This window comes from Roseobacter phycocola, from assembly GCF_042055075.2.
Lineage (GTDB): Bacteria > Pseudomonadota > Alphaproteobacteria > Rhodobacterales > Rhodobacteraceae > Roseobacter.
Genome location: NZ_CP194010.1, coordinates 3,674,694 through 3,699,452 on the forward strand (window position 1 = coordinate 3,674,694; position 24,759 = coordinate 3,699,452).

A 24,759-nucleotide genomic window follows, 5' to 3' on the forward strand; every position below is an offset into this window, starting at 1 on the left:
GGTGGCTGATGTGACCGGAGCACGCGCCGACTATGATGCTTTGTCACAATCCGTTCTGGCGCTGACCGAAGGCGAGACGGACGAAATTGCGCTGATGGCCACGGTTGCCTGCGAAGTGCACCATTCGGACGCGCGGTTCGACTGGACGGGTTTTTACCGGGTCACCGAACCGGAAGTCCTGAAAGTAGGGCCTTATCAGGGCGGGCACGGGTGCCTGGTTATTCCGTTTTCCCGCGGTGTCTGTGGCGCAGCTGCACGGACAGGTGAAGTGCAGCTGGTGCCGGATGTCGATGCTTTTGCAGGGCACATCGCCTGTGCCTCTTCGACCCGTTCCGAGCTGGTTCTGCCGGTTCGCAACGGAGCGGGGACGATCATCGCTGTCTTCGACATCGACAGTGATCAGCCGGATGCATTCTCATCAGAAGATGCCACGGCACTTGAGGCAATTCTGCGCAGTGTTTTTGATCGGCTGTAGCGCACGGATATTCGTGAAAAATCCGTGAAATTTTTCTGGCTTTTTTCATTTTGATGCGACATCATGAAAAAAGCCAACAGAATTTCATGAATCACGCATGCACCACAGTCTGCCAACACAACCGGATACTCTGGGCGCCGATCTTAGGGCCCTGCGCAAGTCCCGTGGTATGACGCTCGTCGATCTGGCGGGTGCTCTCGGGCGCTCGGTTGGCTGGCTCAGCCAGGTGGAACGCGACAAATCTGAACCCTCGATTTCCGATCTGCGGTTGATTGCAGCGGTGCTGGATGTCTCTGTGTCCATGCTTTTCCGGCATTCGGCCGCGCCAGCACACGAAGCCGGGCATATCGTGCGCCAGACGGCACGCAGACCTATCGGGTCGTCGGTTGCGGGGCTCGTGGAAGAACTGCTCTCTCCGGATCTGACGGACGACTTTGAAATGGTCCATTCGACGTTTCAGCCATCAAGCGGCATTTCGGAAACCGTGACACGCCCGACCCAGGAAGTGGGCTATATGATTTCCGGCAAACTGGATCTTTGGATTGCAGGGCAAAACCATACGGTCGGCCCGGGTGACAGCTTTCGTATCCGCGGTGAGCCTTTCCGCTGGTCAAACCCCTATACAGAACCCGCAGAAGCGATCTGGGTCATCGCACCACCGGTTTACTGACGATGAGTTTTGAGGCCTGGACCATATTCGCGTTGTTCTGGATCGTCTTTGTGACGACACCGGGGCCGAACGCCGTGAACTGTATTAATAACGGCATGACTCTTGGGATCCGCCGGTCGCTCGTGGGCGTGCTGGCCATCCTGACCCAGGCCAGCCTGTTTCTGGTGCTGTCCGCGCTGGGTGTCACAGCGCTCATTGCCGCGTCCCCAACGGGTTTCTTTGTCGCCAAACTGGTGGGTGCCGGGTTTCTGATCTGGATGGGCGTGCGCGGCTGGATGAATGCGTCAAAGCCCGTCACGTTCGAACCGCGTCCGGCGCGTTCTGTGTATCTGCATGCGCTTGCAGTGGCTACGATCAATCCCAAAAGCGTGGCGGGCTATCTCGCTGCATTTTCGCAGTTTGTGCAACCCGACGTGCCCCTCATGCAGCAAATGGTGGTCATTGTGCCAACTGCACTGACCCTGACAGCGCTCAGCTATGTGGGTTTCACGGCACTTGGCGCGGGTCTTGGAGGGGCAGCGCTGGGAGCTGTGTTCAATGTCTGGGTCCGCCGCGTCCTGGCGCTTTGTTTTATCGTCTACGGCGTGCTGCTTGGCGCGTCTTCAACGCCGGGGAGGACCTGAGATGCTGAAAGGCAGTTGTCTTTGTGGCGCGGTGACGTGGCAGGCGACAGGAGAACCCGGGGCGCCTGCTGTCTGTCACTGCAACCAGTGCCGCAAACAGTCCGGTCATGCCTGGGCCTCGTCGTATGTCGAGGACGGATCACTCGAAATAAAAGGCGACGTGCGTTGGTACCAGTCGTCCGACAAAGCAAAACGCGGGTTCTGCCCGACCTGTGGCTCAGCCCTGTTCTGGGAGCACGAGGATGACGGCTTCACCTGCTTTTCAACCGGCTCGATCGACGGGCCGACCGGGCTGCGCCTGCGCGGCCACATCTTTACCGCCGACAAGGGCGATTACTACGAAATCGCGGCCAGCGAGCCGCAAAGGGAGACATGAGCATGGCAGATTTTCCAACGACAGCGCGCGTTGTCATCATTGGCGGAGGCGTGGTGGGCACGTCCACACTCTATCACCTGGCCAAGGCCGGCTGGACAGACTGTGTGCTGCTTGAGAAAAACGAACTGACCGCCGGATCGACATGGCACGCAGCGGGTAACTGCCCGAACTTTGCCGGGTCCTGGGCCGTGATGAACATGCAGCGGTATTCGCTGTCGATGTACCGGACGCTGGCGCAGGACGTCGATTATCCGATGAACTACCACGTCACCGGGGCCATTCGTCTGGCGCATTCCAAAGAGCGGATGATGGAGTTCGAAAAGGTTGCGTCGATGGGCCGTTACCAGGGGCTGCAGATGGACATCTGCACACCCGACGAACTGAAAGACCTCAACCCCTTCATGGAAACCCATGACCTTGCCGGGGGCCTCTGGGACCCGCTCGATGGTGACATTGACCCTGCACAGCTGACGCAGGCGCTGGCCAAAGGCGCACGTGACGCGGGCGGGCGGATCGAACGGTTCTGCCCCGTCATCGGGATCGACCGGGATGGGGACGAATGGATCGTCAAAACTGAAAAGGGCGAGATCCGCTGCGAATATGTCGCCAACTGTGCGGGCTATTACGCTCAGCGTGTGGGCGAGATGTTCAAACCGTTTGGCGGGCGCACTGTGCCGATGGTTGTGATGTCCCACCAGTATTTCCTGACAGATGAGATCCCCGAACTGGCAGAATGGACCGCTGAGAAAGGTCACAAGATGCCGATGATCCGCGACGTGGACATCAGCTATTACCTGCGCCAGGACAAGAACGGCCTGAACCTGGGACCTTATGAGCGCAACTGTAAGGCGCACTGGGTCACGCCGGATGATCCGATGCCGGAAGACTTCTCTTTCCAGCTTTACCCGGATGACCTGGAGCGGCTGGAGTTCTATATTGAGGACGCGATGGAGCGGGTGCCGGCGCTGGGCACCGCGGGTGTGGGCCGCAATATCAACGGACCCATCCCTTACGCGCCCGACGGTCTGCCGATGATCGGCCCGATGCCGGGTGTAAAGAACGCCTTTGAAGCGCATTCCTTTACCTTCGGGATCGCGCAGGGTGGTGGGGCCGGTAAATGCCTCAGCGAATGGATCATGCACGGCGAGACTGAACTGGACATGTGGGCAGTCGATCCGCGCCGCTACACCGATTATGCCGATCACGACTATTGTCTGTCCAAGGCGCTCGAAACTTATGGCCACGAATACGCCATGCATTTCCCGCATCACGAATGGCCTGCGGGGCGTGACAAGAAACTGTCACCGAACCACGAACGGCTGCTGGCAGATGGCGGCCAGATGGGTGCCTATAACGGCTGGGAGCGCGCGAACTGGTTCGCACAGGACGGCGATGACACATCCGAGGAAGCTACGCATTCCTGGGACCGCAACGGCCCCTGGGCGGTGCGCGTGAAGGAAGAGGTCGAGGCCGTGCGCGACAGCGCAGGTGTACTCGATATGCCGGGTTTCTCGCGATACACACTGTCGGGGACCGGTGCCGCAGAATGGCTGCGCGGCCAGATTGCAGGCGCCCTGCCCAAAGCGGGCCGCATGAACCTTGGCTATTTCACCGACAGCCGCGGCAAAATCGTAACCGAGGTCACCATCATCCGCTGGGGCGAGGATGAATTCTGGCTGATGACGGCAGCTGTGGCGCAGTGGCACGACTTTGAGTTCCTGCAAAACCGCCTGCCTGCAGATGGCTCGCTGACGATGACAGACATCACACGCGACTGGTCCACCCTTTTGCTGACCGGTCCTGCGTCGCGCGACATTCTTTCCGGGATGACCGATGATGCGGATCTGTCGACCGGGTGGCTGACCATTCAGGACGCAACTGTCGCAGGCAAACCAGCCAAGCTCTTCCGTATTTCTTTTGCAGGCGAGCTGGGCTGGGAAGTTCATACGTCTTTTGAGGACAGCGCGCCCGTATACACCGCACTGCGCGACGCCGGGGCAAAGCCGTTTGGCATGTATGCCCTGAATTCGATGCGTATCGAAAAGGGCTACCGGAGCTGGAAAGGCGATCTGTCGACAGATTATTCGCTGCTCGAAGGCGGTATGGAACGGTTCATCCGCTTCGATAAACCGCAGGACTTCATCGGCAAAGCAGCACTGCTGAGCGAAAAGCAGCAGGGCAGCAAAAAGCAGTTTGTCACACTGGTGGTCGATGCCGGTGATCAGGACGCCCCTTATATGTCGCCACTCTTTGTTGGTGATGAGGTTGTGGGCGAAACGACAAGCGGGGACTGGGGATACCGCGTCAACAAGTCCATCGCACTGGGCATGCTTCGCAAGGACCTGACAGAGCCGGGTACGGAAGTCGAAGTCGAGATCTACGGCAAGCGCTGCAAAGCAACCGTCCAGCCAGACCAGCCGCTTTGGGATCCGGCCAACGAACGGATCCGTGCCTGATGGATGTCACCCTGCTGGATGGTGGTATGGGACAGGAGCTGGTGCACCGCGCCGGCGACCGCCCCACGCCGCTGTGGTCCACTCAGGTCATGGTCGACCATCCCGGTCTGGTGGGGCGCGTACACGCGGACTTTTTTGACGCGGGTGCGACTGTTGCGACCACAAACACCTATGCCATTCACCGTGACAGGCTGGAAGGCACAGGTATGGAAGGCAGGTTTGCTGAGCTGCATGCAGCGGCAATCTCGGAGGCCACAACTGCGCGGACCGCGCACTGTACCGGGCGTATTGCCGGATCTGTCGGGCCGCTGGGCGCGAGCTACCGCCCGGACCTGCACCCGGCCGCTGATATTGCCGTGCCGCTTTTTACAGAAGTGGTGCAGCAACTGCAGGACAGCTGTGATCTGATCATCCTGGAAACTGTCGCGAGTGTTGCACACGCCCGGGATGCCCTGGCAGCAGCACGTACAACGGACCTGCCGGTCTGGCTCTCACTGACCGTGTCCGACACCGACGGAACGTGCCTGCGCTCGGGCGAACCACTCCGGGAAGCTGCAGAGGTTGCGGCTGGTGCCGATGCGGTGCTGATCAACTGCTCTGCGCCCGAGGCGGTGACACTTGGTCTGGGGATCGTTCAGGAGTTCGGCAAGCCATTTGGCGGCTATGCCAATGCGTTTGAGCAGATCACCGATGACTTTCTGAAGTCGAAACCCACGGTCGATGCCCTGCGTATGCGGCGGGACATGGGTCCCCGTGCCTATGCCGGATACGTCATGGAATGGGTTGGCAAAGGCGCCACCATCGTCGGCGGCTGCTGCGAAGTGAGTCCCGGACATATTGCAGAAATATCGCGGCGGCTGACAGCCGCTGGTCATAACATCGTTTAAAGGAATCCTCACATGGCTGTGCCTCCCTCCCACGCGCGCGTCGTCATCATCGGTGGCGGTGTCATTGGCTGTTCGGTCGCCTACCACCTGACGAAGCTGGGGTGGAAAGACGTCGTTCTGCTTGAACGCAAGCAACTGACCTCCGGCACGACCTGGCACGCGGCTGGTCTGATCGCCCAGCTGCGGGCAACGGCCAATATGACCAAGCTGGCGAAATACAGCCAGGAACTCTACGGCGAACTGGAGGCAGAAACCGGTGTTGCCACCGGGTTCAAGCGCTGTGGCTCGATCACCGTTGCCCTTACCGACGAGCGCAAGGAAGAGATCTACCGCCAGGCAGCCATGGCACGTGCGTTTGGCGTCGAGGTGGAAGAAATTTCCAACGAGCGTGTGCAGGAGCTTTATCCTCATATCAATCTCGAAGGCGTCACGGGCGCTGTGTATCTGCCGCTCGATGGTCAGGGCGATCCGGCCAACATTGCACTGGCGCTCGCTAAAGGCGCACGCCAGCGCGGCGCACAGGTCATCGAACGCACGAAAGTCACCCGCATCGCCAAAGAGGGCCGTACCGTCACCGGTGTGGACTGGGAAGCTGACGACGGCTCTGCATCCGGTCACATCACCTGCGATATGGTCGTAAACTGTGGCGGTATGTGGGGCCACGAAGTCGGACAGATGGCCGGCGTCAGCGTGCCGCTCCAGGCCTGTGAACACTTCTATATCGTGACCGAGAACATCGACGGCATGACCCAGCTGCCGGTTTTGCGGGTCCCGGACGAATATGCTTACTACAAAGAAGACGCGGGCAAGATCCTGCTGGGCGCATTTGAGCCTGAAGCAAAGCCCTGGGCGAATGACGGTATCCCGAAGGATTTTGAGTTTGATCAGCTGCCGGAGGATTTTGACCACTTCGAGCCGATCCTGGAAAAAGCCGTCGAACGCGTACCTCTGCTGGCGGAAGCAGGTATTCACACCTTCTTCAACGGCCCTGAAAGCTTTACGCCCGACGATGCCTACCACCTTGGTCTGGCCCCTGAACTGAACAACTTCTGGGTCGCCGCGGGCTTCAACTCCATCGGCATCCAGTCTGCCGGTGGTGCCGGGATGGCGCTGGCGCAATGGATGGACACAGGTGACAAACCCTTTGATCTGGGTGATGTGGACATCAGCCGGATGCAGCCCTTCCAGGGCAACAAAAAATACCTCTACGAGCGCTCTACTGAAACGCTCGGCCTGCTCTACAAGGATCACTTCCCGTTCAAACAAAAAGAAACGGCGCGGGGCATCCGCCGGTCGCCCTTCCACTATCACCTGACAGAACGCGGCGCGGTCTTTGGTGAATTTGCGGGATGGGAACGTGCGAACTGGTTTGCCCGTGAGAACCAGGAGGCAGAGTATCAGTATTCGTGGAAACGCCAGAACTTCTTTGACAACGTGCGCGAAGAGCACATGGCCATCCGCCAGAACGTTGGGATGTATGACATGTCATCGTTCGGCAAACTGCGTGTCGAGGGGCCGGATGCAACGCGGTACCTCAACTACATCGCCGGTGGTCAGTATGACGTGCCGCACGGCAAGATCGTCTATTCTCAGTTCCTGAACCGGAACGGCGGCATTGAGGCAGATGTCACGATCACGCGTATTTCTACCAACACTTATCTGGTCGTGACACCGGCGGCGACCCGGTACAACGATCAGGTCTGGATGGAGCGGCACAAAGGTGATTTCAACGTCACCATCACCGATGTGACCGCTGCTGAAGCAACACTTGCGGTCATGGGTCCCCGGTCGCGCGCCCTGCTCGAAGCGGTGTCGCCAAACGATTTCTCGAATGATGTGAACCCTTTCGGGACGGCACAGGACATTGAGATCGGGATGGGGCTGGCACGGGTGCACCGCGTAACTTACGTGGGTGAGCTCGGCTGGGAAGTCTATATCTCTTCGGACATGGCCGGGCACGTGTTTGAAACGCTCTATGAGGCGGGGCAGGACATGGGGCTGAAGCTCTGTGGCATGCACATGATGGATACCTGCCGGATCGAAAAAGGCTTCCGCCACTTCGGCCACGACATCACCTGCGAGGACCATGTGATTGACGCAGGCATCGGGTTCGCTGTGAAAACAGACAAGCCCGACTTTATAGGGCGGGACGCTGTGCTGCGCCGCAAGGAAACCGGTCCCATGAACCGTATGCTGCAGTTCCGGCTGACAGATCCGGAGCCACTGCTTTATCACAATGAACCGATCCTGAGGGACGGCGAACTGGTAGGGTATCTGAGTTCCGGCGCTTATGGTCACCACCTCGGCGGCGCGATGGGGCTTGGTTACGTTCCCTGTGCCGGTGAGAAAGCGGCTGAGGTCCTGGCCTCTTCCTACGAGATCGACGTGATGGGCACGCGGGTCAAAGCAGAAGCATCGCTTAAGCCGATGTACGATCCGACATCCGAGCGCGTTAAGGCCTGAGATCTGCACCGCCCGGCTTGAAACCCGGGCGGGCATCTGCCACGTGGGCGCATGGAGACCGACTACCAACCGCCCCATGATCCTCTGGTCATTCTGCATGAGGATGCAGAAGTGCTGCTTGTCGAAAAGCCTTCCGGCCTTCTGTCGGTTCCGGGCAAGGGCGCGCATCTTGCCGACTGTCTGCTGAGCCGGGTGCAGTCGGCTTTCCCGGATGCGCTTCTGGTGCATCGTCTGGACCGGGACACATCCGGCGTGATGATTTTTGCTCTGACCCCGCATGCGCAGCGACACCTGGGTCTGCAGTTTGAAAAACGTATGACTCAGAAAACCTATGTTGCGCGGGTGTGGGGCGTGCCCGCGGAGAAAACGGGCACCATAGACCTGCCGCTCATTGTGGACTGGCCGAACCGGCCACGGCAGATGGTGGATCATGAGAACGGCAAGCCCGCACAGACGGACTGGCGTTTGCTGAAATCAGATGGACAAACGTCCCGGATGCGTCTGCAGCCCCGGACCGGGCGCAGTCACCAGTTACGTGTGCATATGCTTGAACTGGGGCATCCCATACTGGGCGATCCGTTTTACGCCACCGGTCCTGCGCGCGATTTCCCGCGCCTGATGCTGCACAGTGAGGAACTGCGTTTCAAGCACCCACAGGGTGGCCGGTCGATGAAAGTACGCGCCCGCGCACCCTTCTGAAAGCAGCCCGCAGTAAATCCCGCATGTTACGCTTGACATGATACCATAAGGTTTCATAAAAGAGATACCAAATGGTATTATAAGGAGCGACTATGCACACACCGCAATCTGCTTTCCGTGCTCTGGCTGATCCGACACGACGGGACATTCTTCTGATGCTCCGTGGCCGCGATCTGTCCATCGGGGAAGTTGCAGAGAATTTCGACATGACACGGGCTGCGGTGAAAAAACATCTCACCGTCCTCTCGGACGGAGGCCTGATCACTACAGAAACGCGGGGACGCGAACGGATCAGCAGCCTGAATCCCCAAGGCATCGCGCCAGTCTATGACTGGTTCGCTTTCTTTGATGGCTTCTGGGACACGCGCCTCGCTGCTCTGAAAGCGGCAATAGAAAAGGATACAGAATGACAGGACGTACACTGAAGAAGACGATTTTCCTGAAGGCATCCCGCCAGAAAGTCTGGGAGTACCTGACGGAACCGGACCGGCTGGGTGAATGGTTCCACGCACCAAAATCCACACTGACGACCGGCGGTGCGCTCAAAATGTATGGCACGACGAGTGGTGACCTGCTGATTTGGGGGGATGTCATCGAGGCCCGGGCACCGGAATACCTCGAATACACCTTTACAGTGAAGCCGATGGGCGATGCCAAAAGCGTTGTAAGATGGCGTCTGACCGAAGTCGCGGGCGGCACTGAACTGGCCCTGGAACACAGTGGGCTGACTGCCGACGCAGAAGGCTTCGACCTGTTGCTGGCGCTCGACAAAGGCTGGGACAATCACTTTATGCAGATGCGTGAAGCCCTGCACGACCCTGTCCCCGCATAAGCGCAGCGGGTTCAGAGAGCGGCCACCCGGAGATCACCGGGTGGCTGCGCGTTTTATGTAACGGTTATTCCGCCGCCCAACCGGATACAGCTTTGATTTCGAGGAATTCCTCGATGCCGAACACGCCACCTTCGCGGCCGTTGCCGGACTGTTTGTAGCCGCCAAAGGGTGAGCCCATTGCAAAGCCCTGGCCATTGGTTTCCACCATGCCGGACCGCAAACGCCGGGCCACGCGGCGGCGTTTTTCATCATCCTCGGTCTGCACATAGTTTGTCAGGCCGTAGGGCGTGTCATTGGCGATCGCGATGGCTTCTTCTTCGGTATCGAACGGCAGAATTGACAACACGGGGCCAAAGATTTCCTCGCGCGCAATAGTCATGTCGTTGGTCACATCTGCAAAAACAGTCGGCTTCACATAGTATCCGCGGTTGAGCCCGTCCGGGCGGCCGGTACCGCCTGCTACAAGCCGGGCTTCGCCCATGCCAACTTCGATAAGATTCTGGATCTTGTTGAACTGCACTTCCGAGACGACCGGGCCAATATGTTTGCCCTCCTCAGAGGCCGGCCCCACATGCGTGTTGTTCGCAGTTTCCGCTGCCATCGCGACAGCTTCGTCATAGCGGGAACGGTGCACTAGCATGCGCGTCGGGGCATTGCATGACTGACCGGAATTCCGGAAACAGCGGATTGCTCCTGCTTTTGCGGCTTTGGGGTGGGCATCCTCAAAGATAATATTTGCGCCTTTACCCCCAAGTTCCAGGCTCACCCGTTTCAGTGTATCTGCAGCCGCTTTGGAGATTGCGATGCCAGCCCGGGTCGACCCGGTAAAGCTGATCATATCCACGTCCGGATGCGCAGAGAGCTGGCTGCCAACACCGGCGCCATCCCCGTTCACCATGTTGAAAACGCCCGCCGGGAAGCCCGCCTCATGCATGAAGTCGGCAAAGAGCAGTCCTGACAGCGGCGCAATTTCCGAGGGTTTCAGAATGACAGTGCACCCTGTGGCAATCGCCGGAATGACTTTGAGGATGATCTGGTTCATCGGCCAGTTCCAGGGGGTGATCAGCGCGCAAACGCCGATTGGTTCCAGCAGAGTTTTCTCCGTCGCCGTGAAATCGCGTTCAAAGGAGAAGTCCTTGAAAGCTTTCAGAAAGCCATTCATGTGCCATGTCCCGGCACCTACCTGCTGTGCATTGCTCAGCTCGACCGGCGCGCCCATTTCGAGCGAGATTGCCTGCGCCATTTCGCCGGCCCGCGCGGTGTAAACTTCGAGCAGTTTTTCAATCAGTGCGACGCGCTCCTCGCGCGGGGTCTGCGACCATCCTTCAAAGGCGGCACGTGCGGCAGCTACCGCAGCGTCGGTATCCGCTTGTCCGCCAAGCGAAATGACAGCGCACTGTTCTTCGGTCGACGGATCAATGACCGGGAAATCATTGGCGGTTGTGGGGCTGACCCATTGCCCGTTGATATAGAAATTGCGGTGCTCGAGCATTTGGTATCTCCGTATGGTTTGTGCGCGTGTCGTGCCTTTGGGCGCAATGTGTCATCAGCCGCGAAGGCGAACAAGAGAGGGGATGTCACCGGGCGCGTTAATCGTTAAGGTTTATCCGAATCTCAATCAGGATCGCTCAGGAGTGAACTATGGGCTTGCGCATCAACGACACTGTCCCCGACTTTTCCGCCGAAACAGACCACGGCCCCATCAGTTTTCATGACTGGATTGGCGACAGCTGGGCCATTCTGTTTTCACACCCGAAAGACTTCACGCCTGTCTGCACCACAGAATTCGGAGCCGTCGCACAATTGGCGGAAGAGTGGGAGAAACGCGGCACCAAGGTAATCGGTGTTTCCGTGGATGGCGTGGAAGACCACAAAAAGTGGAAGGGTGACATCGAACAGGTTGCCGGTGCCGCAGCTGGTTTCCCGATCATCGCCGATGAAGGTCTCGAGGTCTCCAAAGCCTTCGATATGCTGCCCGCAGAAGCTTATCTGCCCGATGGCCGTACACCTGCCGACAGCGCCACAGTGCGCTCTGTCTTTATCATCGGACCGGACAAACAGCTGAAACTGTCGATGACCTATCCGATGACCGTGGGGCGCAACTTTGCAGAAGTTCTGCGCGCGCTGGATGGATTGCAGATGTCGGTGGGTAACGGCGTCGCGACACCGGCCAACTGGATGCCGGGTGAGGATGTGATTATCCCGCCGACGGTTTCCAATGAAGACGCTGCTGCCAAATTCGGAGAATTCGAAACAGTTCTGCCGTACCTGCGCAAAACAAAAGCGCCGGGCTGATAATACCCGAAACCAGCCGTTTCTAAGAAAGCCCCGGGAATTCCCGGGGCTTTCTTTCATGTCAGGCCTGACGCTTTTTGCGTCTGGCAACGATCCCGAGAGCGCCAAGACCTGCGGCCAGCAGCGGAAAGCCCGCAGGCACAGGTACAGGGGGGAGCTGATCTTCAAGTGTTTCGATCACGCTCTCACCAAAAGCACGCTGGACAAAACCTGTCGGATGCACGCTGTCACCAAAGAAAAATCCGTCAGCGATGGATGGGTCCACGCCAATTATCTGACCTGCGTCGTTCCGGACAAAAGCACAGCTGATGCCGGTATTGGTGGTAAAAGACGGGGTGCAGGGTTCGAAGATATTGATACCGTCCGCCGCCGCTGAGGCGAGGAGCTCCTCAAAAAAGAGATCCTGACGGAACAGTGTTGTGTTAATTCCGTCGCCGAGCATGGCCAGCTCACTTTCCAGTGCTCTGTTGAATTCAAGCGTGGCAAGCTGAGCAAAACTGTCCGCCCCGTCAACTCCGGGTGTCGGATCAAAGGTCAGATACAGCCGCTGAAACTCTGCGAGAGCGATCTGCTCTGCGAGCTCCTGGGGAATATTATCGGGGTCCGACACCTGCGCGAGAAGCGCGTTCAGCTGTGCATCTGCTACACCAACACCCCATGGCCCGAAGGCGGGCGTCTGGCTGAAATCTGCGAGGTTCACGACCAGAAAATCGTCAAAGCTGCTGTTGCCGGCATTCAGAGCCGTGATGTTGTCCGCAATAGCTGCCGCTGTCCGGTCCGCCAGATCCTTCACTGTCTGCTGCAGTTTAGGGAACAGGTCAGCCGGTTCTGACGTGCCAAAGACACCGCCGACAAGTGCGGGTAATTGCTGAAACAGATCATTCGCGCCAAACAGGACTGAAACCAGCGGGTTCTCACCGGGATCAGTTATAGCCACCTGAGCATCCAAAACCTGTCGGTCGAACGTTGCATTGGCCTCGATCCTTTCGATAGCTGCCAGATCATCCGCCGTTGGGTTCTCCGGAAGTTGTGCCCGGTAATTCGTTGTGTTCACCGGACCTGCGGTCGCGCCACCAAGCGCAAAGTTGTCGGTTTCCAGCCCCACAGATGAAAAGCGGTCGGCCAGCAGTTCCGTCCAGACGCGGCCCGTAGAGAAACGTCCTTCGAGACTGGGTGGCGTCAGCGTGCCCAGCTTCCCGTCGTCGCTCAGGCTGTCGCCAAAGGCGTAGTAACTGGTAAACGGTTCCAGACCGGGGTCAGCCGCCGCGACGGATGCCACGCCAATGCTGAAAGTGACGGCAAGCGTCCTGATCATTTTTACTCTCCTCCCAAAGATGTCGCGCAACCGTAACGGTTTGCGCGATCTTTCGGATCGTGACGTAGCGACAGTTAACCGGTTGACCCGACGGCAGGTCGCAAAAACACAGCCCTGGCACGAAAAAGGCCCCGGAATTGCTCCCGGGGCCCGAATCAGCAGTTGCGTCAGAGACTTACTCTTCTGCAGGCGCCTGTTCCTTTTTGACTTCTTCGCCGGTTTCCTGGTCGACAACTTTCATCGACAGGCGAACCTTACCGCGGTCGTCAAAGCCCAGCAGTTTGACCTTCACTTCCTGACCTTCCTTCAGCACATCGCTGGGGTGGTTCAGGCGGCGGTTTTCGATCTGGGACACGTGCACCAGACCGTCGCGCTTGCCAAAGAAGTTCACAAATGCACCAAAGTCGACAATCTTGACGACAGTACCGGTGTAGATCGCGCCTTCTTCTGGCTCCGCCACGATCGCGTGGATCATGTCATAGGCTTTCTGGATCGAGTCGCCGTTCGGGGATGCGATCTTGATGGTGCCTTCGTCGTTGATGTCGACCTTGGCGCCTGACACTTCCACGATCTCGCGGATGACCTTGCCGCCCGATCCGATGACTTCGCGGATCTTGTCGGTGGGAATCTGCATGGTTTCAATGCGCGGCGCATGCACGGAGAAGTCCGCGGCACCTGTGATGGCTTTGTTCATCTCACCAAGGATATGCATCCGGCCGTCTTTCGCCTGCGCGAGGGCCTTCTCCATGATCTCGGGCGTGATGCCTGCAACCTTGATGTCCATCTGCAGCGAGGTGATCCCGTTTTCGGTACCCGCCACTTTGAAGTCCATGTCGCCCAGGTGGTCTTCGTCACCCAGGATGTCCGACAGGATCGCATAGGAGCCGTCTTCTTCGAGGATCAGACCCATGGCAACACCCGCGACCGCCGACTTCAGCGGCACGCCTGCGTCCATCATCGACAGAGAGCCACCGCAGACCGACGCCATCGAGGACGAGCCGTTGGATTCTGTGATCTCGGATACAACACGGATGGTGTACGGGAAATCAGTTGCTGCGGGCAGCACCGCCTGCAGAGCGCGCCATGCCAGTTTACCGTGACCGATTTCACGACGTCCCGGAGGGCCAACGCGACCCGCTTCGCCGACCGAATAGGGCGGGAAGTTGTAGTGCAGCAGGAAGTTGGATTTGAAGTTACCATGCAGCGCGTCGATGAACTGTTCATCATCGCCTGTGCCCAGTGTTGTGACCACGAGGCCCTGCGTCTCACCGCGCGTGAAAAGCGCCGAACCGTGTGTCCGCGGCAGCATGCCGGTTTCGCACACGATGTCGCGGATTTCGTCGGTCGCACGACCGTCAATCCGCTTGCCGGTTTTCACAACGTCGCCGCGCAGGATGGAGGCCTCGAGGCCTTTCATCGCGGAGCCGAGGTTCGGATCTTCAGCCTGCTCTTCGCTCAGCGCTTCCATGATTTTCTCACGGGCGGCGGCGACGGCTGAGGTACGCTCCTGCTTGTCAGAGATGGCAAAGGCTGCGCGCATGTCGGCTTCACCGGCAGCGGCAATCGCTGCGGACAGATCGGAATAATCTGCAGGCTGGAAGTCGAACGGCTCCTTGGCCGCCTCTTCTGCCAGAGAGATGATCAGATCGATGACCGGCTGGATTTGCTCATGCGCGAATTTCACAGCGCCGAGCATTTCATCTTCGGTCAGCTCGTAAGCTTCGGATTCGACCATCATCACGGCATCTTTGGTGCCTGCGACAACCAGATCGAGGCGCTGCTCAGGGTTCAGGCGCAGATCCTGCATGTCGTCGACGGTCGGGTTCAGGATGTAGTCGCCATCCTCAAAGCCCACGCGCGCACCGGCAATCGGGCCCATGAAAGGTGCGCCGGAAATAGTCAGCGCCGCAGAGGCCGCGATCATCGCGACCATATCGGGGTCATTGACCAGATCGTGCGACAGCACGGTACACATCACCAACACTTCGTTTTTGAAGCCGGGGACAAACAGCGGGCGGATCGGACGGTCGATCAGACGCGCGGTCAGCGTCTCTTTCTCCGTCGGGCGCGCCTCGCGCTTGAAGAAACCGCCGGGCACTTTACCCGCGGCATAGTATTTTTCCTGATAGTGAACAGTCAGCGGAAAGAAATCCTGACCGGGTTTCTGTTTTTTGGCAAAGGTGACGTTTGCCATGACGCTGGTCTCACCAAGCGTCGCAATCACCGACCCATCCGCCTGACGGGCCACTTTTCCTGTTTCCAGCGTGAGCGTTTCCTCGCCCCACTGCATCGACTTTTTCGTTTCGTTAAACATCTACGTTTCCTGTTTTGGCCCATTGGCCATTGCATAGGGGGCGAATTCCCCCTGACCCCGGTATCTTCTTTGTCAGGCGCTGAGGTCCGGGCGCCGGCTTTCAGATTGCGGGGGCATACACGAGATGGCGTGATTTGGAAAGGCTGCTGTACCGGTGGCAGAACGCCGGGATCCGCGCTCAGATGCGGCCAGCTGCGCGCAGCATCTGCCATGCCGTCCGGAGGTTTTCAGACCGGAAAGAGTGACGGCCATCATAGAGACAGAAGCTGAGGATATTGCCGCTGCGGTTGCTCCGGATTTCGCACCGAAGATCACCGGAGCGCGTCCGGGTGCGGGGACCGAAACGCCCGAATGTGCGGTACATTTCCAGCGCCTCAGGAACACTGCCCTGACGGGTTCCGGCAACAGCACGCCCGTCAAGCGGCACAGTCTGATCCTTGTCCCCGTGAAAGTGCAGGATGCTGGCGGTTCTGCCGCTGCAGGTCGGTGGACCGGGTGACCAGAAAGTGCCTGACATCGGGACAAACGCCGCGTAATCGTCGCTTCGGTGGCAGGCAAGACCCCAGGTCATCATCCCGCCGGTGGAAGCGCCGCTGACAATGATCCTGTCCTGATCAACGGGAAACCGGTTGATCATGTCGCGCCTGACTGCATCAAAGTACGCCAATGCCTTCAGGCCGTCACCGGGAACCGTGCGCGGAGCGTTTTCCTGCGACCATGATGCACCTGCGGATTTCACCGCAACAAACGCAGCGCCAAGGTCATTTGCAATGCGGCGCAGCCGGAGGTTCTGCATTGTGCCTTCCGCCGTACCCTGCAGGCCGTGCGCAAAGATAATCACGGGCACATCAGAGCGGCCATCATGCCCATCAGGCATCGCAATGTAATAGTGGCGGTCGCCGATCATACACCGGGTGTTTTCGCCACAGGCCGCGGCGGGCATTGCTGCAAGGGCACTCAGCGCAACAGAGACGGTCAGACAGAAAAGGTGGCGCAGCAGTCGGTCGTTCATGCATACAAGGTTCCAACCCGGCGACGGGAACCGCAAATCACAATCCTGTTCACAGCAGGTATGCGCCTGCCTGTGCCTCGCGTTTGTCGCTATTTGTCCTCGCCGAGGATCCGGCCGAACAATCCAACGAGAAACGCTGTGGTCATCCCGAACATCACAATGCCGGTGACTGAAATCATCGCGCCCAGAATGCGGAAATCAGTGCTGAGGACAACGTCGCCATACCCCACGGTCGTGTAGGTTACGAGGGCAAAGTAGATGGGTTCTTCATAGCCCTGCAGCGCACCTACGAGCCAGAGCACAAAAGCGCAGACATAGAGCTGGATCGTGTGGGAAAAGAGTGTGACGAGGAACAAACCACAGATTGCGACCAGCTGACGTCTGCCGGATCTGTGTGCTGCAAAATGGTCGTGACCGCGCAGGTGTCTGATCATTCGTGCGATGATCAAAATGTGGATCATGGCGCAGGCCAGCAGCACGCAGCTGCCAAGTGTGATCTGAAAAAGGACGGGCATTGTAATTCCGCAGTCGTGACACCGGGATCAGGTGTATTCACGGTCTGCCGGGAAGTCCATTCTTTCAGGACTGTGCGCTGGCTGCGAGCAGCACAACGAACATCATTGAAAGTGCCATGGCTATGTTGATTCTGCGCTGCACCTTTTCGGGCAGGTTCATGCGCTGCAGTGAGATACCCATCCATAACCAGGCAAAATGGATCGGGACCCAGATAGCGTTCACGATCAGGAATTTCAGCCCGATCTCGGTTGCCATGCTTGACGGCCAGAATCCGAAACCTGTGAAAAGCGTTGTATTGACGGCGTATGCCTTGGGATTGATGGCCTGCAGTGCGATGCCACCGGTAATGCCAGGCGGCCGTGCGCGTTCGATAAAGGCAAGGCGACTGCCGGCGAAAGCGATAGTGAACGCGATCCACGCCAGATAGGCTACGGAGGCGAAAAACAACACTGTGCGCAGTCGTTCGTCTGCAAGCAAAACAGCGGTCAGCCCGCTGACGATGGCCAGGCACACAAGATTTGTGCCGATAAACAATCCAAGGACGTAGCGGGCCCCAGCCTTCCCACCGAATGCGGCGCCCACACCCGCTGTCGACAAAACACCGGGTCCAGGCGTAATGATAAGAAAAAAGACAGCGGCAGCAAACGTCAGCATAGCAGCACAACACCTGATAGAGCTGATAGTTGCAATAGAGCTGGCAGGAGCCATGGCTGAGACAGCGCGAGTTTCTGAAAAAGAAAACGCCAGCCGCAAGGGGCTGGCGTTACCAGTTTGGCTTCCTGATTAGTCAGGACTTTTTCAGCTTGCGCATACCTGCAATGCCAGCGATGCCCGTCAGCATCAGCACCATACCTGCAGGCAAAGGCACTTCGTTGACCTGCAGGTCCCATGTGGCAACTTCGTCCGGGTTCGGGCCAAATCTGCCGAACAACGGATCAAGATTGAAGGTCACAAGTCCGGTCAGAGTGCCAAGTGAGACAGAGCCGGCATCATCAAGGTCATACTGGATTCCGCTCACAACCAGTCGGCCGTCAAAGTTTGCGGAGGTTTTCTGCCAGTTGAAAGTCGCAGCGTATGAGTCAGCGCCGAAGTCCATGCTCCAGCTGTCGAAATATTTTGTCTTCGTGCGGTGTGCGACGCCGCCGTAGATTGAAGTATCACCAACAATCTCAAGGATCGGGTCATCGATGCTGGAATTGAAATCACCGAGTTTGATATCCGCTGCGGGAGATCCTGCTGCTGGTGCAACGCCGCCTTCGTGCACGACGCCTGATACATTTTCAATAGTGGCCGCGGACGCGGCGCTGGCTGCAAGTGCAAGCGCGGCAACGCCTGCTGCAATTGACTTGTTCATGATAGGTTCCTCGTTAACAAACTGGACACCTTTTAGGCATTTCTGTGACTACCATCAACGCAATAATCTGTATTGGTTACCAACACGGATAGTTACGCTGCGTAGTATCAGAGGCGTGATTTCTACCCGAAAAAAGCTGTCAAAACGAAAACAACCGCGCCGTTTCCGGCGCGGTTGCTGTCAGTCTTTGGATGGCCTTGCTGAAATCAGCGGCGCAGGCCGAGGCGTTTGATCAGGTCCTGGTAGCGGGCCTCATCCTTGCCTTTGACGTAGTCGAGAAGCTTGCGGCGGTTTGCCACCATCTTCAGCAGACCACGACGGCCGTGGTTATCTTTTTTGTGTGTTTTGAAGTGCTCGGTCAGTGTCGCGATGCGCGAGCTCAGGATTGCGACCTGAACTTCGGGCGAACCGGTGTCGCCTTCCTTGATCGCGAATTCCTTCATGATGCGTGCTTTTTCTTCAAGCGTAATCGACATCGGGGGCTCCTTTGCAAAAGGGTTTCAGAAATGGCGCAGGCCGGGATGTCGTCCAGCACAGGCCCGTGGAGAAATCGCAGACAGATTCCCTGCTGCGATGGGCGCGTATAATCACCAGAAAGAAAAATGGCAAACACTGTTTTCGCGATCTGCAGGGTCTGTCCAGATCAGGCAGGTTCCAGACCTACGATCATGGCGGAACTGAGTGGTACGACCGTCAGGTCCGCGACGCTCAGATCAGCATCGCCATACACCTCGGCAACGCTCTGTCCGTTCATCATCACATGCATAACTTCCGGGTCATTTCCGTCGCGCTGAACCGTAACTTCGGGCTCCGCGGCGCTGTCATCTGTGTCGTCCCAGACCAGCACAAGACTGTCGCGGGACGCATCATAATCCATCGGCTCGGACGCCGCACCGTCGCTGACCCACTCGGCCAGCGCGAGCCACGGGGGCACCTCGCTCTGTTCGGGCAGATCGGTGTAACCGTCCGCCGAAAAACCAGCGTCCCCGGGCCAGGTGCTGAAACCGTCGATGTCACCGAAGCCATCCTCCTCTGGAAAGCCTGTAATAGTGACCGATGCATCATCCGGATCTGTGTCCGAGATGAAATCATAAAGATAATCGTCGCTGTCGTCTTCGCCGTAGCCGAGAACTTCCTCACCAACCGTACGGCCGGAAAAGATATCATCAATCTGCCGGGTCAGGTCCTCCCCGGTGACATACTGGCTCTCGTCGTCCTGGATATCTTCATCCAGATCGTCGTCAAGATCGTCCTGTGTGACCACAAACGCGGCGGCTCCGACGCCAACCATTCCCATCAGACCTGCCAACCAGAGCATACCGTTACTTTCCCGGACTGTTCGAAGCACAGCCCGACAGGGCCGCCAACGGCGGTATGTCTAGCGGGAAAGTGCTACCTGACTGTTAATCAGCGGCCCTGGTCTGCCATTGTCTGGGCTGCTCGGCGTAGGCCAGATACAGCGGGTGCCGCGGATGCCCGTGGCGCGTCAGTCCGAGGTGATGCAGCGGGATCCCTTTTTCATTCAGCATGTGAACCACCTCGGGTCCACGGTCGCGGTGTTCGCCATGCACGCCCCAGGCTGCGACGACCGTGTCGGCCCATTCGGCCACTGAAACAAGCGTGTCATCATTCTCCGGCCCTATCGGGTGCGTGGCTTTGCGCATTTTATGCGGATCGGTATCGCGCCATGCAAAAATATTGGTCACGCAGAATGCGCCATATCCCAGTGCGCGGGCCCTTGCCTCGCAGCGAGCGACGGTGGGGTCGTTGCGGATTTCGTCGGCAACGGACGGGTTCAGCATGATGAAGTTTACCTTAGGGGCATCCGGGTCCCAGGTGCGTTTCAGCTTGTACCGATACCTGTTGCAGTCCGAGTAGGCAGCTTCAGAATGCGTCGTGTCAGAGTTGTGGATCCGGATGAACACAGATTAACCCTATAAAAATGTTAACCTTTACAGGTTGCAGCATACCGAAAAAGCCGCCCTGTGAAAAGGGCGGCTTTGTGCATGTTTCAGAGCGGTGAGGCTGTGGCAGTGACGCTGCGGCGGGGGTAGTCGAGAACTTCGCCACGCGCCTCAAGGATACCGGCCGCGACGAGCGCATAAAGAATGTGGCCCCACAGCGCGACCCAGGTGATACCGGTGAAGCCAAGGAATGGCTTCATTCCGGCAACCAGATGCGCCATGCCGTAGAGGGCAAAGGCCCAGAGCGCCACGCCGTAAACGGTTGCAGTGATCGACCAGTGCAGTTGAGGCAGCACGGCACGTTGCAGCGGTCGTGCAATGGCATAATAGCCGACAACGTAAAAGACGAGCCCGGTCACAACGTGCAGCAGGTGCGCAGCGCCTGACGGATTGGCGCCGAAGACGTTTTTCAAGGTTGCACCTGCGAGGCCGACAGGTGCCAGTTTGGCGTATCCGAAGAGAGGGCTCAGGGACTGGCCGAAGGTGTCAAAGGCAAGCGTTGCAAAGGCGCCGGCGGTGATGAGCGTGATTGCTGTGCGTTTCATAACGGTGGTCTCCGTGTTGGATCAGTGTTGCGTCTGACCCCGATATGAAGACCTGCCGGGCGGCACGCCAGTGTGCTCACGCCGGTCTTACCCCGGGCACCGGATCGGTAACAAAATCTGTAACAAACCCTGCGTCACAGCTGACAAACCTGCGAGAATTGCAACGGCCTGTAACAATTGGAACTGGTCAGTTCCCTAAGTTGAGAACCCGTGAGGGATGCAGCTCCCCTGATTTGTACCGGCCAATCGCCACCGCGCGTCCGTCATACGACGCCCAGGCCTCGTCGCCGTACTCGGCGTCCCCTGCCATTACCATGCCTGGATTGCCGTTGCGCAGTCTCACAGCACCCTCTGCCGTGGCGCGCAGTTCCGGCAGATCGCTCAGCGCCTCCTCAAGCGGCACAATGTGTTCATCCAGACCAGGCGTTTTTGCAAGCGCGTCGATCTGCTCAATGCTTAGCCCGTCGCCTGCGTCGAACGGGCCCGACCAGACGCGGCGCAGTTCGCGTACATGCCCGAAACATCCCAGCGCCGCCCCAAGATCGCGTGCAATGGAGCGGACGTATCCGCCTTTGCCACAAACCATCTCAAGGGTGACATGGTCGGGGTCCGGACGGTCGAGCAGGATCAGGCTTTCCACAAAGAGAGGTCTGGCGGCAATCTCCATCGCCTCACCATCCCGTGCGCGTTTATACGCGCGTTCTCCGTCGATCTTCACGGCGGAGAACTGCGGGGGCACCTGTTCGATATCACCGATAAATGCGTTGAGCGCTTCTTTGATCGCGTCATCATCCGGACGCGCGTCGCTTTCCCGGATCACTTCGCCTTCGGCATCATCCGTGTTGGTCGCCTGACCCAGCCGGACTGTGAACTCATAAGCTTTGAGCGCATCCGTAACATATGGAACTGTTTTGGTGGCCTCGCCCAAAGCGACAGCGAGAACGCCCGTGGCTTCCGGATCCAGCGTGCCGGCGTGCCCGGCCTTTTTCGCATCGAGGGCCCAGCGGACTTTGTTCACAACGGCCGTCGACGTAATGCCTGCGGGTTTGTCCACCACCAGCCAACCGGAAATGTCCCGTCCCTTGCGCCTGCGTCCCATATTCGCTCCGAATGAAGTTGCCGCCCGGCTCTTACCCCAGGTGCAGGCATCTGCCCAGACCCCGGAATGCGGTTTCTGCGCCTATTCGGTAGATCCCACAACGCCGACAATCGGACCCAGCCGGAACCCGAAATCATTGCGGCCGATCCCGGGTGCGTAAAGTCTTGAAATGTTGCCATCCAGAAACAGCGCGTTCGGCACCCCGATGTAATCGCGGAAAAGCCTGCCGAAACTGTGGAAATTGACGGTCTCATCAGAGATGGCAAAAACCACCCGGGATCCGTCCGCCGATGTGCCCACGCCGTTGCGCACATAGAGGGATGTGCTGTCTTCGAGAAACCGTGGGTGCAGGTTGCCGTCGATCACCAGCATCGGGCCGGACTGCGTCGCATAGCGGCACGTTGGGGTGTCTTCGAGGTACTTCAGCGTCTCAATGACGTCAGCGCGACCGTCGCGGAGGCAGAAAACACCATTGGGCAAAAGACCGAAGTTGCCCGGGCCCGCATTGGGAATGACGCGCATCTGTTCGACGCTGTCCTCGACATAGTGGCCCACGGGCGCACGGTCGTCATGATACATCCCGGCGTTCATCGCAAAGAGCAGTTTCTCATTGCTCTGCTCCAGGACGCGGTCAATGGCGAAGAACTGACCATAGACTGCACCCTCGTCATCGCGCAGGAACAACCGCAGATCCTGATGCGCCGCATCAACCTCGCAGATCGTGTAAGATGCGCCCTCAAACTCCGTGCTGGTGCACTCGACGGCCTGAACTGCAGGGGCGGTTACACCCAGCGCAAGGGCCAGAAGGGCGGCGCGGATCATTCCTGGCCGCTTTCCCCGCTCTCCGGAGCAGTTTCAGTATCCCGGCGGACATCGTCCAGGTTCAGCATGCGGCGGGTCTCATCCATTTGATCAAAGGTCTCGTCCAGCTGAAAACGCAGGTCAGGTGCGAATTTCAGGGCGAGTTTCTTTGACACCAGACGCCGCAGCTCCCCCTTGTTCCTCGCCAGCAGACCGATCACATCATCCCGCCCTGTCCCGCCCAGCGGCAAAACATAGGCCGTGGCGATCCGCAGATCGGGCGATGTCCGCACCTCGCCCACAGTGATCGACATCCGGTTGAGGTCCGGGTCGTGCACATCGCCTCGGGCCAGCACCTCTGACAACGAGCGGCGGATCAGCTCGCCGACGCGAAGCTGCCGCTGTGACGGACCCGGGCCGTCATGAAACCTGTTCTTTCCCATGTGCACCATGTACGCCCTTCACTGCCCTTTGCCAAGGCGCGCCGGGCAGGCTATGAGAGCACCTCAGATCCACCGGGAGCCAGACATGTCAGAACAGCTGAAAATTGCAATTACGGGCGTGTCCGGCCGGATGGGCCGCATGCTGGTTGAAACTGCTGCCGGTTCGGAAGCTGTGGTCGTTGCTTCGGCTCTTGAGCGACCGGGTCATGACTGGATTGGCCGCGATCTCGGGCTCTGCCTTGGGGGTGCGGAAACGGGTGTCACTGTTACCGATGACGCACAGGCAGCGTTTGAAGCCGCGGATGTGGTCATCGATTTCACAGCTCCCGCGGCGACGATTGCATTCGCAGCCACAGCGGCGCGCACCGGCTCGGCGCATGTTATTGGCACGACTGGCATGACCGATGATGAGCTCAGCGATCTGGCGAAGGCCGGGGCCGGTGGTACAACGGTGCGCGCGGGGAACATGAGCCTTGGCGTGAATCTGCTTGTGCAGCTGACAAAGCGTGTTGCTGCTGCGCTGGACGATGACTTCGACATTGAAGTCATTGAAGCCCACCATAACCGCAAGGTTGATGCGCCGTCGGGCACGGCGCTTATGCTGGGCGAAGCTGCTGCAGAAGGGCGGGGTGTGTCACTGAAAGATGCGTCAGACAGGGCACGGGACGGGATTACCGGCGCGCGGCGGCGTGGTGATATCGGTTTTACGGCGATCCGTGGCGGCGACATCATCGGCGAACACGATGTGCTGTTTGCTGCCACAGGCGAGCGCATCACGCTGCGCCATGTGGCCTCGGACCGCTCCGTTTTCGCGCGTGGCGCGCTGAAGGCCGCGCTCTGGACACGTGGCCGCGCACCCGGGTCTTATGACATGCTGGATGTGCTCGGTCTTTCAGAGGACTGACACCTGTGTGATCTTTTTTGAACCGGATCAGGGTTCAGAACGTATATATAACACAAGATCGATCACCGGAGCCTGAACCATGCGCCCTGTATTCTACATCCTTGCTGCCGCCGCCGCCTTTTCCGGCGCACCGGCACTGGCCGAGTTTGCGAAAATCGACGACCAGTCGGAATTTGTGAAAATGGTGACAGGGAAAGAGCTCAAACGTCCTTTCGTGAACCTTGAAGTTACCGCTGACGGACAGATCTCTGGACGTGGTGCTGCCTGGCCTGTGACAGGCAACTGGACGTGGGAAAACGGGTATTTCTGCCGGGATCTTTATTGGGGTGGCGATCCGCTCGGTTACAACTGTCAGGAAGTGAAGGCCAAGGATAACCGCATCCGCTTCACGTCAGATCAGGGCCAGGGCGATTCGGCGGAATTCCGTCTGCGCTGATCGGGTGCCGGTCAGAAATCGACCGCGATGCCCTTCTTTTCCCAGTCACCGAACCGCACAGGTTCCGGCCCGTCGCGACCGCCCAGTTCGGGCGGCAGATCAAGCGCTTCGGCGGCTTTGCGGCGTGCTTCGGCTTCAGCCAGAGCGCGCTTTGCTGCGGGTGGCAGGTCGTCTGTGTGATCTGATTTGTCGTCGGACATAGCGCTTCTTCCTCTTACCGGCCTTGATATACGCCGCTCTTTGGCCCAGACAACCCGTCAGATTTCCAAGCTGTGAGCTC

Annotated in this window: 28 protein-coding genes; 13 read left to right on the forward strand and 15 right to left on the reverse strand. The window is 58.6% G+C overall.

Features of this window, described 5'->3' with window-relative positions:
* The first annotated feature begins 1 nt into the window (after nucleotide 1).
* The 10 genes from AB4K19_RS18195 (at nucleotide 2) to AB4K19_RS18240 (ending at nucleotide 9,481) form a co-directional block, all read left to right on the forward strand.
* Nucleotides 2-475, forward strand: a complete 474-nt coding sequence (locus AB4K19_RS18195) for a GAF domain-containing protein (protein WP_436399553.1) — start codon at nucleotides 2-4, stop codon at nucleotides 473-475.
* Between the two features lie 97 nt (nucleotides 476-572).
* Nucleotides 573-1,145: a helix-turn-helix domain-containing protein gene (locus AB4K19_RS18200; RefSeq protein ID WP_375229670.1), complete on the forward strand. Its 573-nt coding sequence runs from the start codon at nucleotides 573-575 to the stop codon at nucleotides 1,143-1,145.
* Nucleotides 1,146-1,147: 2 nt separating this feature from the next.
* Nucleotides 1,148-1,768 (forward strand): LysE family translocator, encoded by a 621-nt coding sequence (locus AB4K19_RS18205; RefSeq protein ID WP_375229671.1) that lies wholly within the window; start codon nucleotides 1,148-1,150, stop codon nucleotides 1,766-1,768.
* 1 nt (nucleotide 1,769) lies between these two features.
* Nucleotides 1,770-2,144: a GFA family protein gene (locus AB4K19_RS18210; RefSeq protein WP_375229672.1), complete on the forward strand. Its 375-nt coding sequence runs from the start codon at nucleotides 1,770-1,772 to the stop codon at nucleotides 2,142-2,144.
* Between the two features lie 2 nt (nucleotides 2,145-2,146).
* The gene (locus AB4K19_RS18215) at nucleotides 2,147-4,600 is read left to right on the forward strand and encodes a GcvT family protein (protein WP_375229673.1); all 2,454 of its coding nucleotides are present in this window, start codon (nucleotides 2,147-2,149) and stop codon (nucleotides 4,598-4,600) included.
* The gene (locus AB4K19_RS18220; protein WP_375230933.1) at nucleotides 4,597-5,487 is read left to right on the forward strand and encodes a homocysteine S-methyltransferase family protein; all 891 of its coding nucleotides are present in this window, start codon (nucleotides 4,597-4,599) and stop codon (nucleotides 5,485-5,487) included. Before AB4K19_RS18215 ends, AB4K19_RS18220 begins: the two co-directional genes overlap by 4 nt.
* A gap of 12 nt (nucleotides 5,488-5,499) precedes the next feature.
* Nucleotides 5,500-7,950 carry a GcvT family protein gene (locus AB4K19_RS18225; protein ID WP_375229674.1) on the forward strand — a complete coding sequence of 817 codons (2,451 nt, stop codon included), beginning with the start codon at nucleotides 5,500-5,502 and terminating at the stop codon, nucleotides 7,948-7,950.
* A 51-nt stretch (nucleotides 7,951-8,001) separates the two neighbouring features.
* Nucleotides 8,002-8,649 carry an RluA family pseudouridine synthase gene (locus AB4K19_RS18230; protein ID WP_375229675.1) on the forward strand — a complete coding sequence of 216 codons (648 nt, stop codon included), beginning with the start codon at nucleotides 8,002-8,004 and terminating at the stop codon, nucleotides 8,647-8,649.
* 92 nt (nucleotides 8,650-8,741) lie between these two features.
* Nucleotides 8,742-9,059: a metalloregulator ArsR/SmtB family transcription factor gene (locus AB4K19_RS18235; RefSeq protein ID WP_375229676.1), complete on the forward strand. Its 318-nt coding sequence runs from the start codon at nucleotides 8,742-8,744 to the stop codon at nucleotides 9,057-9,059.
* Nucleotides 9,056-9,481, forward strand: coding sequence for an SRPBCC family protein (locus AB4K19_RS18240; protein ID WP_375229677.1), 426 nt, complete (start codon nucleotides 9,056-9,058; stop codon nucleotides 9,479-9,481). The genes AB4K19_RS18235 and AB4K19_RS18240 overlap by 4 nt, the downstream gene beginning before the upstream one ends.
* Before the next feature lie 64 nt (nucleotides 9,482-9,545).
* Here the strand turns inward: AB4K19_RS18240 and AB4K19_RS18245 are convergent, their stop codons facing one another.
* Nucleotides 9,546-10,973, reverse strand: a complete 1,428-nt coding sequence (locus AB4K19_RS18245) for an aldehyde dehydrogenase family protein (protein WP_375229678.1) — start codon at nucleotides 10,971-10,973, stop codon at nucleotides 9,546-9,548.
* Nucleotides 10,974-11,122: 149 nt separating this feature from the next.
* Between AB4K19_RS18245 and AB4K19_RS18250 the strand changes: the two genes are divergently transcribed.
* The gene (locus tag AB4K19_RS18250; protein WP_375230934.1) at nucleotides 11,123-11,776 is read left to right on the forward strand and encodes a peroxiredoxin; all 654 of its coding nucleotides are present in this window, start codon (nucleotides 11,123-11,125) and stop codon (nucleotides 11,774-11,776) included.
* Nucleotides 11,777-11,837: 61 nt separating this feature from the next.
* On the opposite strand, the gene AB4K19_RS18255 is transcribed toward AB4K19_RS18250, so the two are convergent.
* From AB4K19_RS18255 to rbfA, 13 genes are all read right to left on the reverse strand, one after another.
* Nucleotides 11,838-13,091: an SGNH/GDSL hydrolase family protein gene (locus AB4K19_RS18255; RefSeq protein ID WP_436398493.1), complete on the reverse strand. Its 1,254-nt coding sequence runs from the start codon at nucleotides 13,089-13,091 to the stop codon at nucleotides 11,838-11,840.
* Nucleotides 13,092-13,266: 175 nt separating this feature from the next.
* The gene (gene pnp, locus AB4K19_RS18260; RefSeq protein ID WP_375229679.1) at nucleotides 13,267-15,405 is read right to left on the reverse strand and encodes a polyribonucleotide nucleotidyltransferase; all 2,139 of its coding nucleotides are present in this window, start codon (nucleotides 15,403-15,405) and stop codon (nucleotides 13,267-13,269) included.
* A 178-nt stretch (nucleotides 15,406-15,583) separates the two neighbouring features.
* Entirely contained in the window at nucleotides 15,584-16,417 is an 834-nt protein-coding gene (locus AB4K19_RS18265) for an alpha/beta hydrolase family esterase (protein ID WP_375229680.1), read from the reverse strand.
* A gap of 89 nt (nucleotides 16,418-16,506) precedes the next feature.
* Entirely contained in the window at nucleotides 16,507-16,932 is a 426-nt protein-coding gene (locus AB4K19_RS18270) for an ion channel (RefSeq protein WP_375229681.1), read from the reverse strand.
* Nucleotides 16,933-16,996: 64 nt separating this feature from the next.
* Nucleotides 16,997-17,587 (reverse strand): LysE family translocator, encoded by a 591-nt coding sequence (locus AB4K19_RS18275; protein ID WP_375229682.1) that lies wholly within the window; start codon nucleotides 17,585-17,587, stop codon nucleotides 16,997-16,999.
* Nucleotides 17,588-17,720: 133 nt separating this feature from the next.
* Entirely contained in the window at nucleotides 17,721-18,287 is a 567-nt protein-coding gene (locus AB4K19_RS18280; RefSeq protein WP_375229683.1) for a VPLPA-CTERM sorting domain-containing protein, read from the reverse strand.
* 206 nt (nucleotides 18,288-18,493) lie between these two features.
* Nucleotides 18,494-18,763 (reverse strand): 30S ribosomal protein S15, encoded by a 270-nt coding sequence (rpsO, locus tag AB4K19_RS18285; RefSeq protein WP_298841500.1) that lies wholly within the window; start codon nucleotides 18,761-18,763, stop codon nucleotides 18,494-18,496.
* A gap of 167 nt (nucleotides 18,764-18,930) precedes the next feature.
* The gene (locus tag AB4K19_RS18290) at nucleotides 18,931-19,605 is read right to left on the reverse strand and encodes a hypothetical protein (protein ID WP_375229684.1); all 675 of its coding nucleotides are present in this window, start codon (nucleotides 19,603-19,605) and stop codon (nucleotides 18,931-18,933) included.
* 85 nt (nucleotides 19,606-19,690) lie between these two features.
* Nucleotides 19,691-20,212, reverse strand: a complete 522-nt coding sequence (locus AB4K19_RS18295; protein ID WP_375229685.1) for a DUF1643 domain-containing protein — start codon at nucleotides 20,210-20,212, stop codon at nucleotides 19,691-19,693.
* A gap of 86 nt (nucleotides 20,213-20,298) precedes the next feature.
* Nucleotides 20,299-20,796, reverse strand: coding sequence for a hypothetical protein (locus tag AB4K19_RS18300; RefSeq protein WP_375229686.1), 498 nt, complete (start codon nucleotides 20,794-20,796; stop codon nucleotides 20,299-20,301).
* Between the two features lie 187 nt (nucleotides 20,797-20,983).
* Entirely contained in the window at nucleotides 20,984-21,895 is a 912-nt protein-coding gene (truB, locus tag AB4K19_RS18305; protein WP_375229687.1) for a tRNA pseudouridine(55) synthase TruB, read from the reverse strand.
* An 81-nt stretch (nucleotides 21,896-21,976) separates the two neighbouring features.
* Nucleotides 21,977-22,717 carry a phosphodiester glycosidase family protein gene (locus AB4K19_RS18310; RefSeq protein WP_375229688.1) on the reverse strand — a complete coding sequence of 247 codons (741 nt, stop codon included), beginning with the start codon at nucleotides 22,715-22,717 and terminating at the stop codon, nucleotides 21,977-21,979.
* Nucleotides 22,714-23,139 (reverse strand): 30S ribosome-binding factor RbfA, encoded by a 426-nt coding sequence (gene rbfA / locus AB4K19_RS18315; protein WP_375229689.1) that lies wholly within the window; start codon nucleotides 23,137-23,139, stop codon nucleotides 22,714-22,716. The genes AB4K19_RS18310 and rbfA overlap by 4 nt, the downstream gene beginning before the upstream one ends.
* Before the next feature lie 85 nt (nucleotides 23,140-23,224).
* Between rbfA and dapB the strand changes: the two genes are divergently transcribed.
* Nucleotides 23,225-24,043 carry a 4-hydroxy-tetrahydrodipicolinate reductase gene (gene dapB / locus AB4K19_RS18320; RefSeq protein WP_375229690.1) on the forward strand — a complete coding sequence of 273 codons (819 nt, stop codon included), beginning with the start codon at nucleotides 23,225-23,227 and terminating at the stop codon, nucleotides 24,041-24,043.
* 79 nt (nucleotides 24,044-24,122) lie between these two features.
* Nucleotides 24,123-24,479 (forward strand): dihydrodipicolinate reductase, encoded by a 357-nt coding sequence (locus AB4K19_RS18325; protein ID WP_375229691.1) that lies wholly within the window; start codon nucleotides 24,123-24,125, stop codon nucleotides 24,477-24,479.
* A gap of 11 nt (nucleotides 24,480-24,490) precedes the next feature.
* On the opposite strand, the gene AB4K19_RS18330 is transcribed toward AB4K19_RS18325, so the two are convergent.
* Entirely contained in the window at nucleotides 24,491-24,679 is a 189-nt protein-coding gene (locus tag AB4K19_RS18330; RefSeq protein ID WP_375229692.1) for a DUF1674 domain-containing protein, read from the reverse strand.
* Nucleotides 24,680-24,759: the final 80 nt, after the last annotated feature.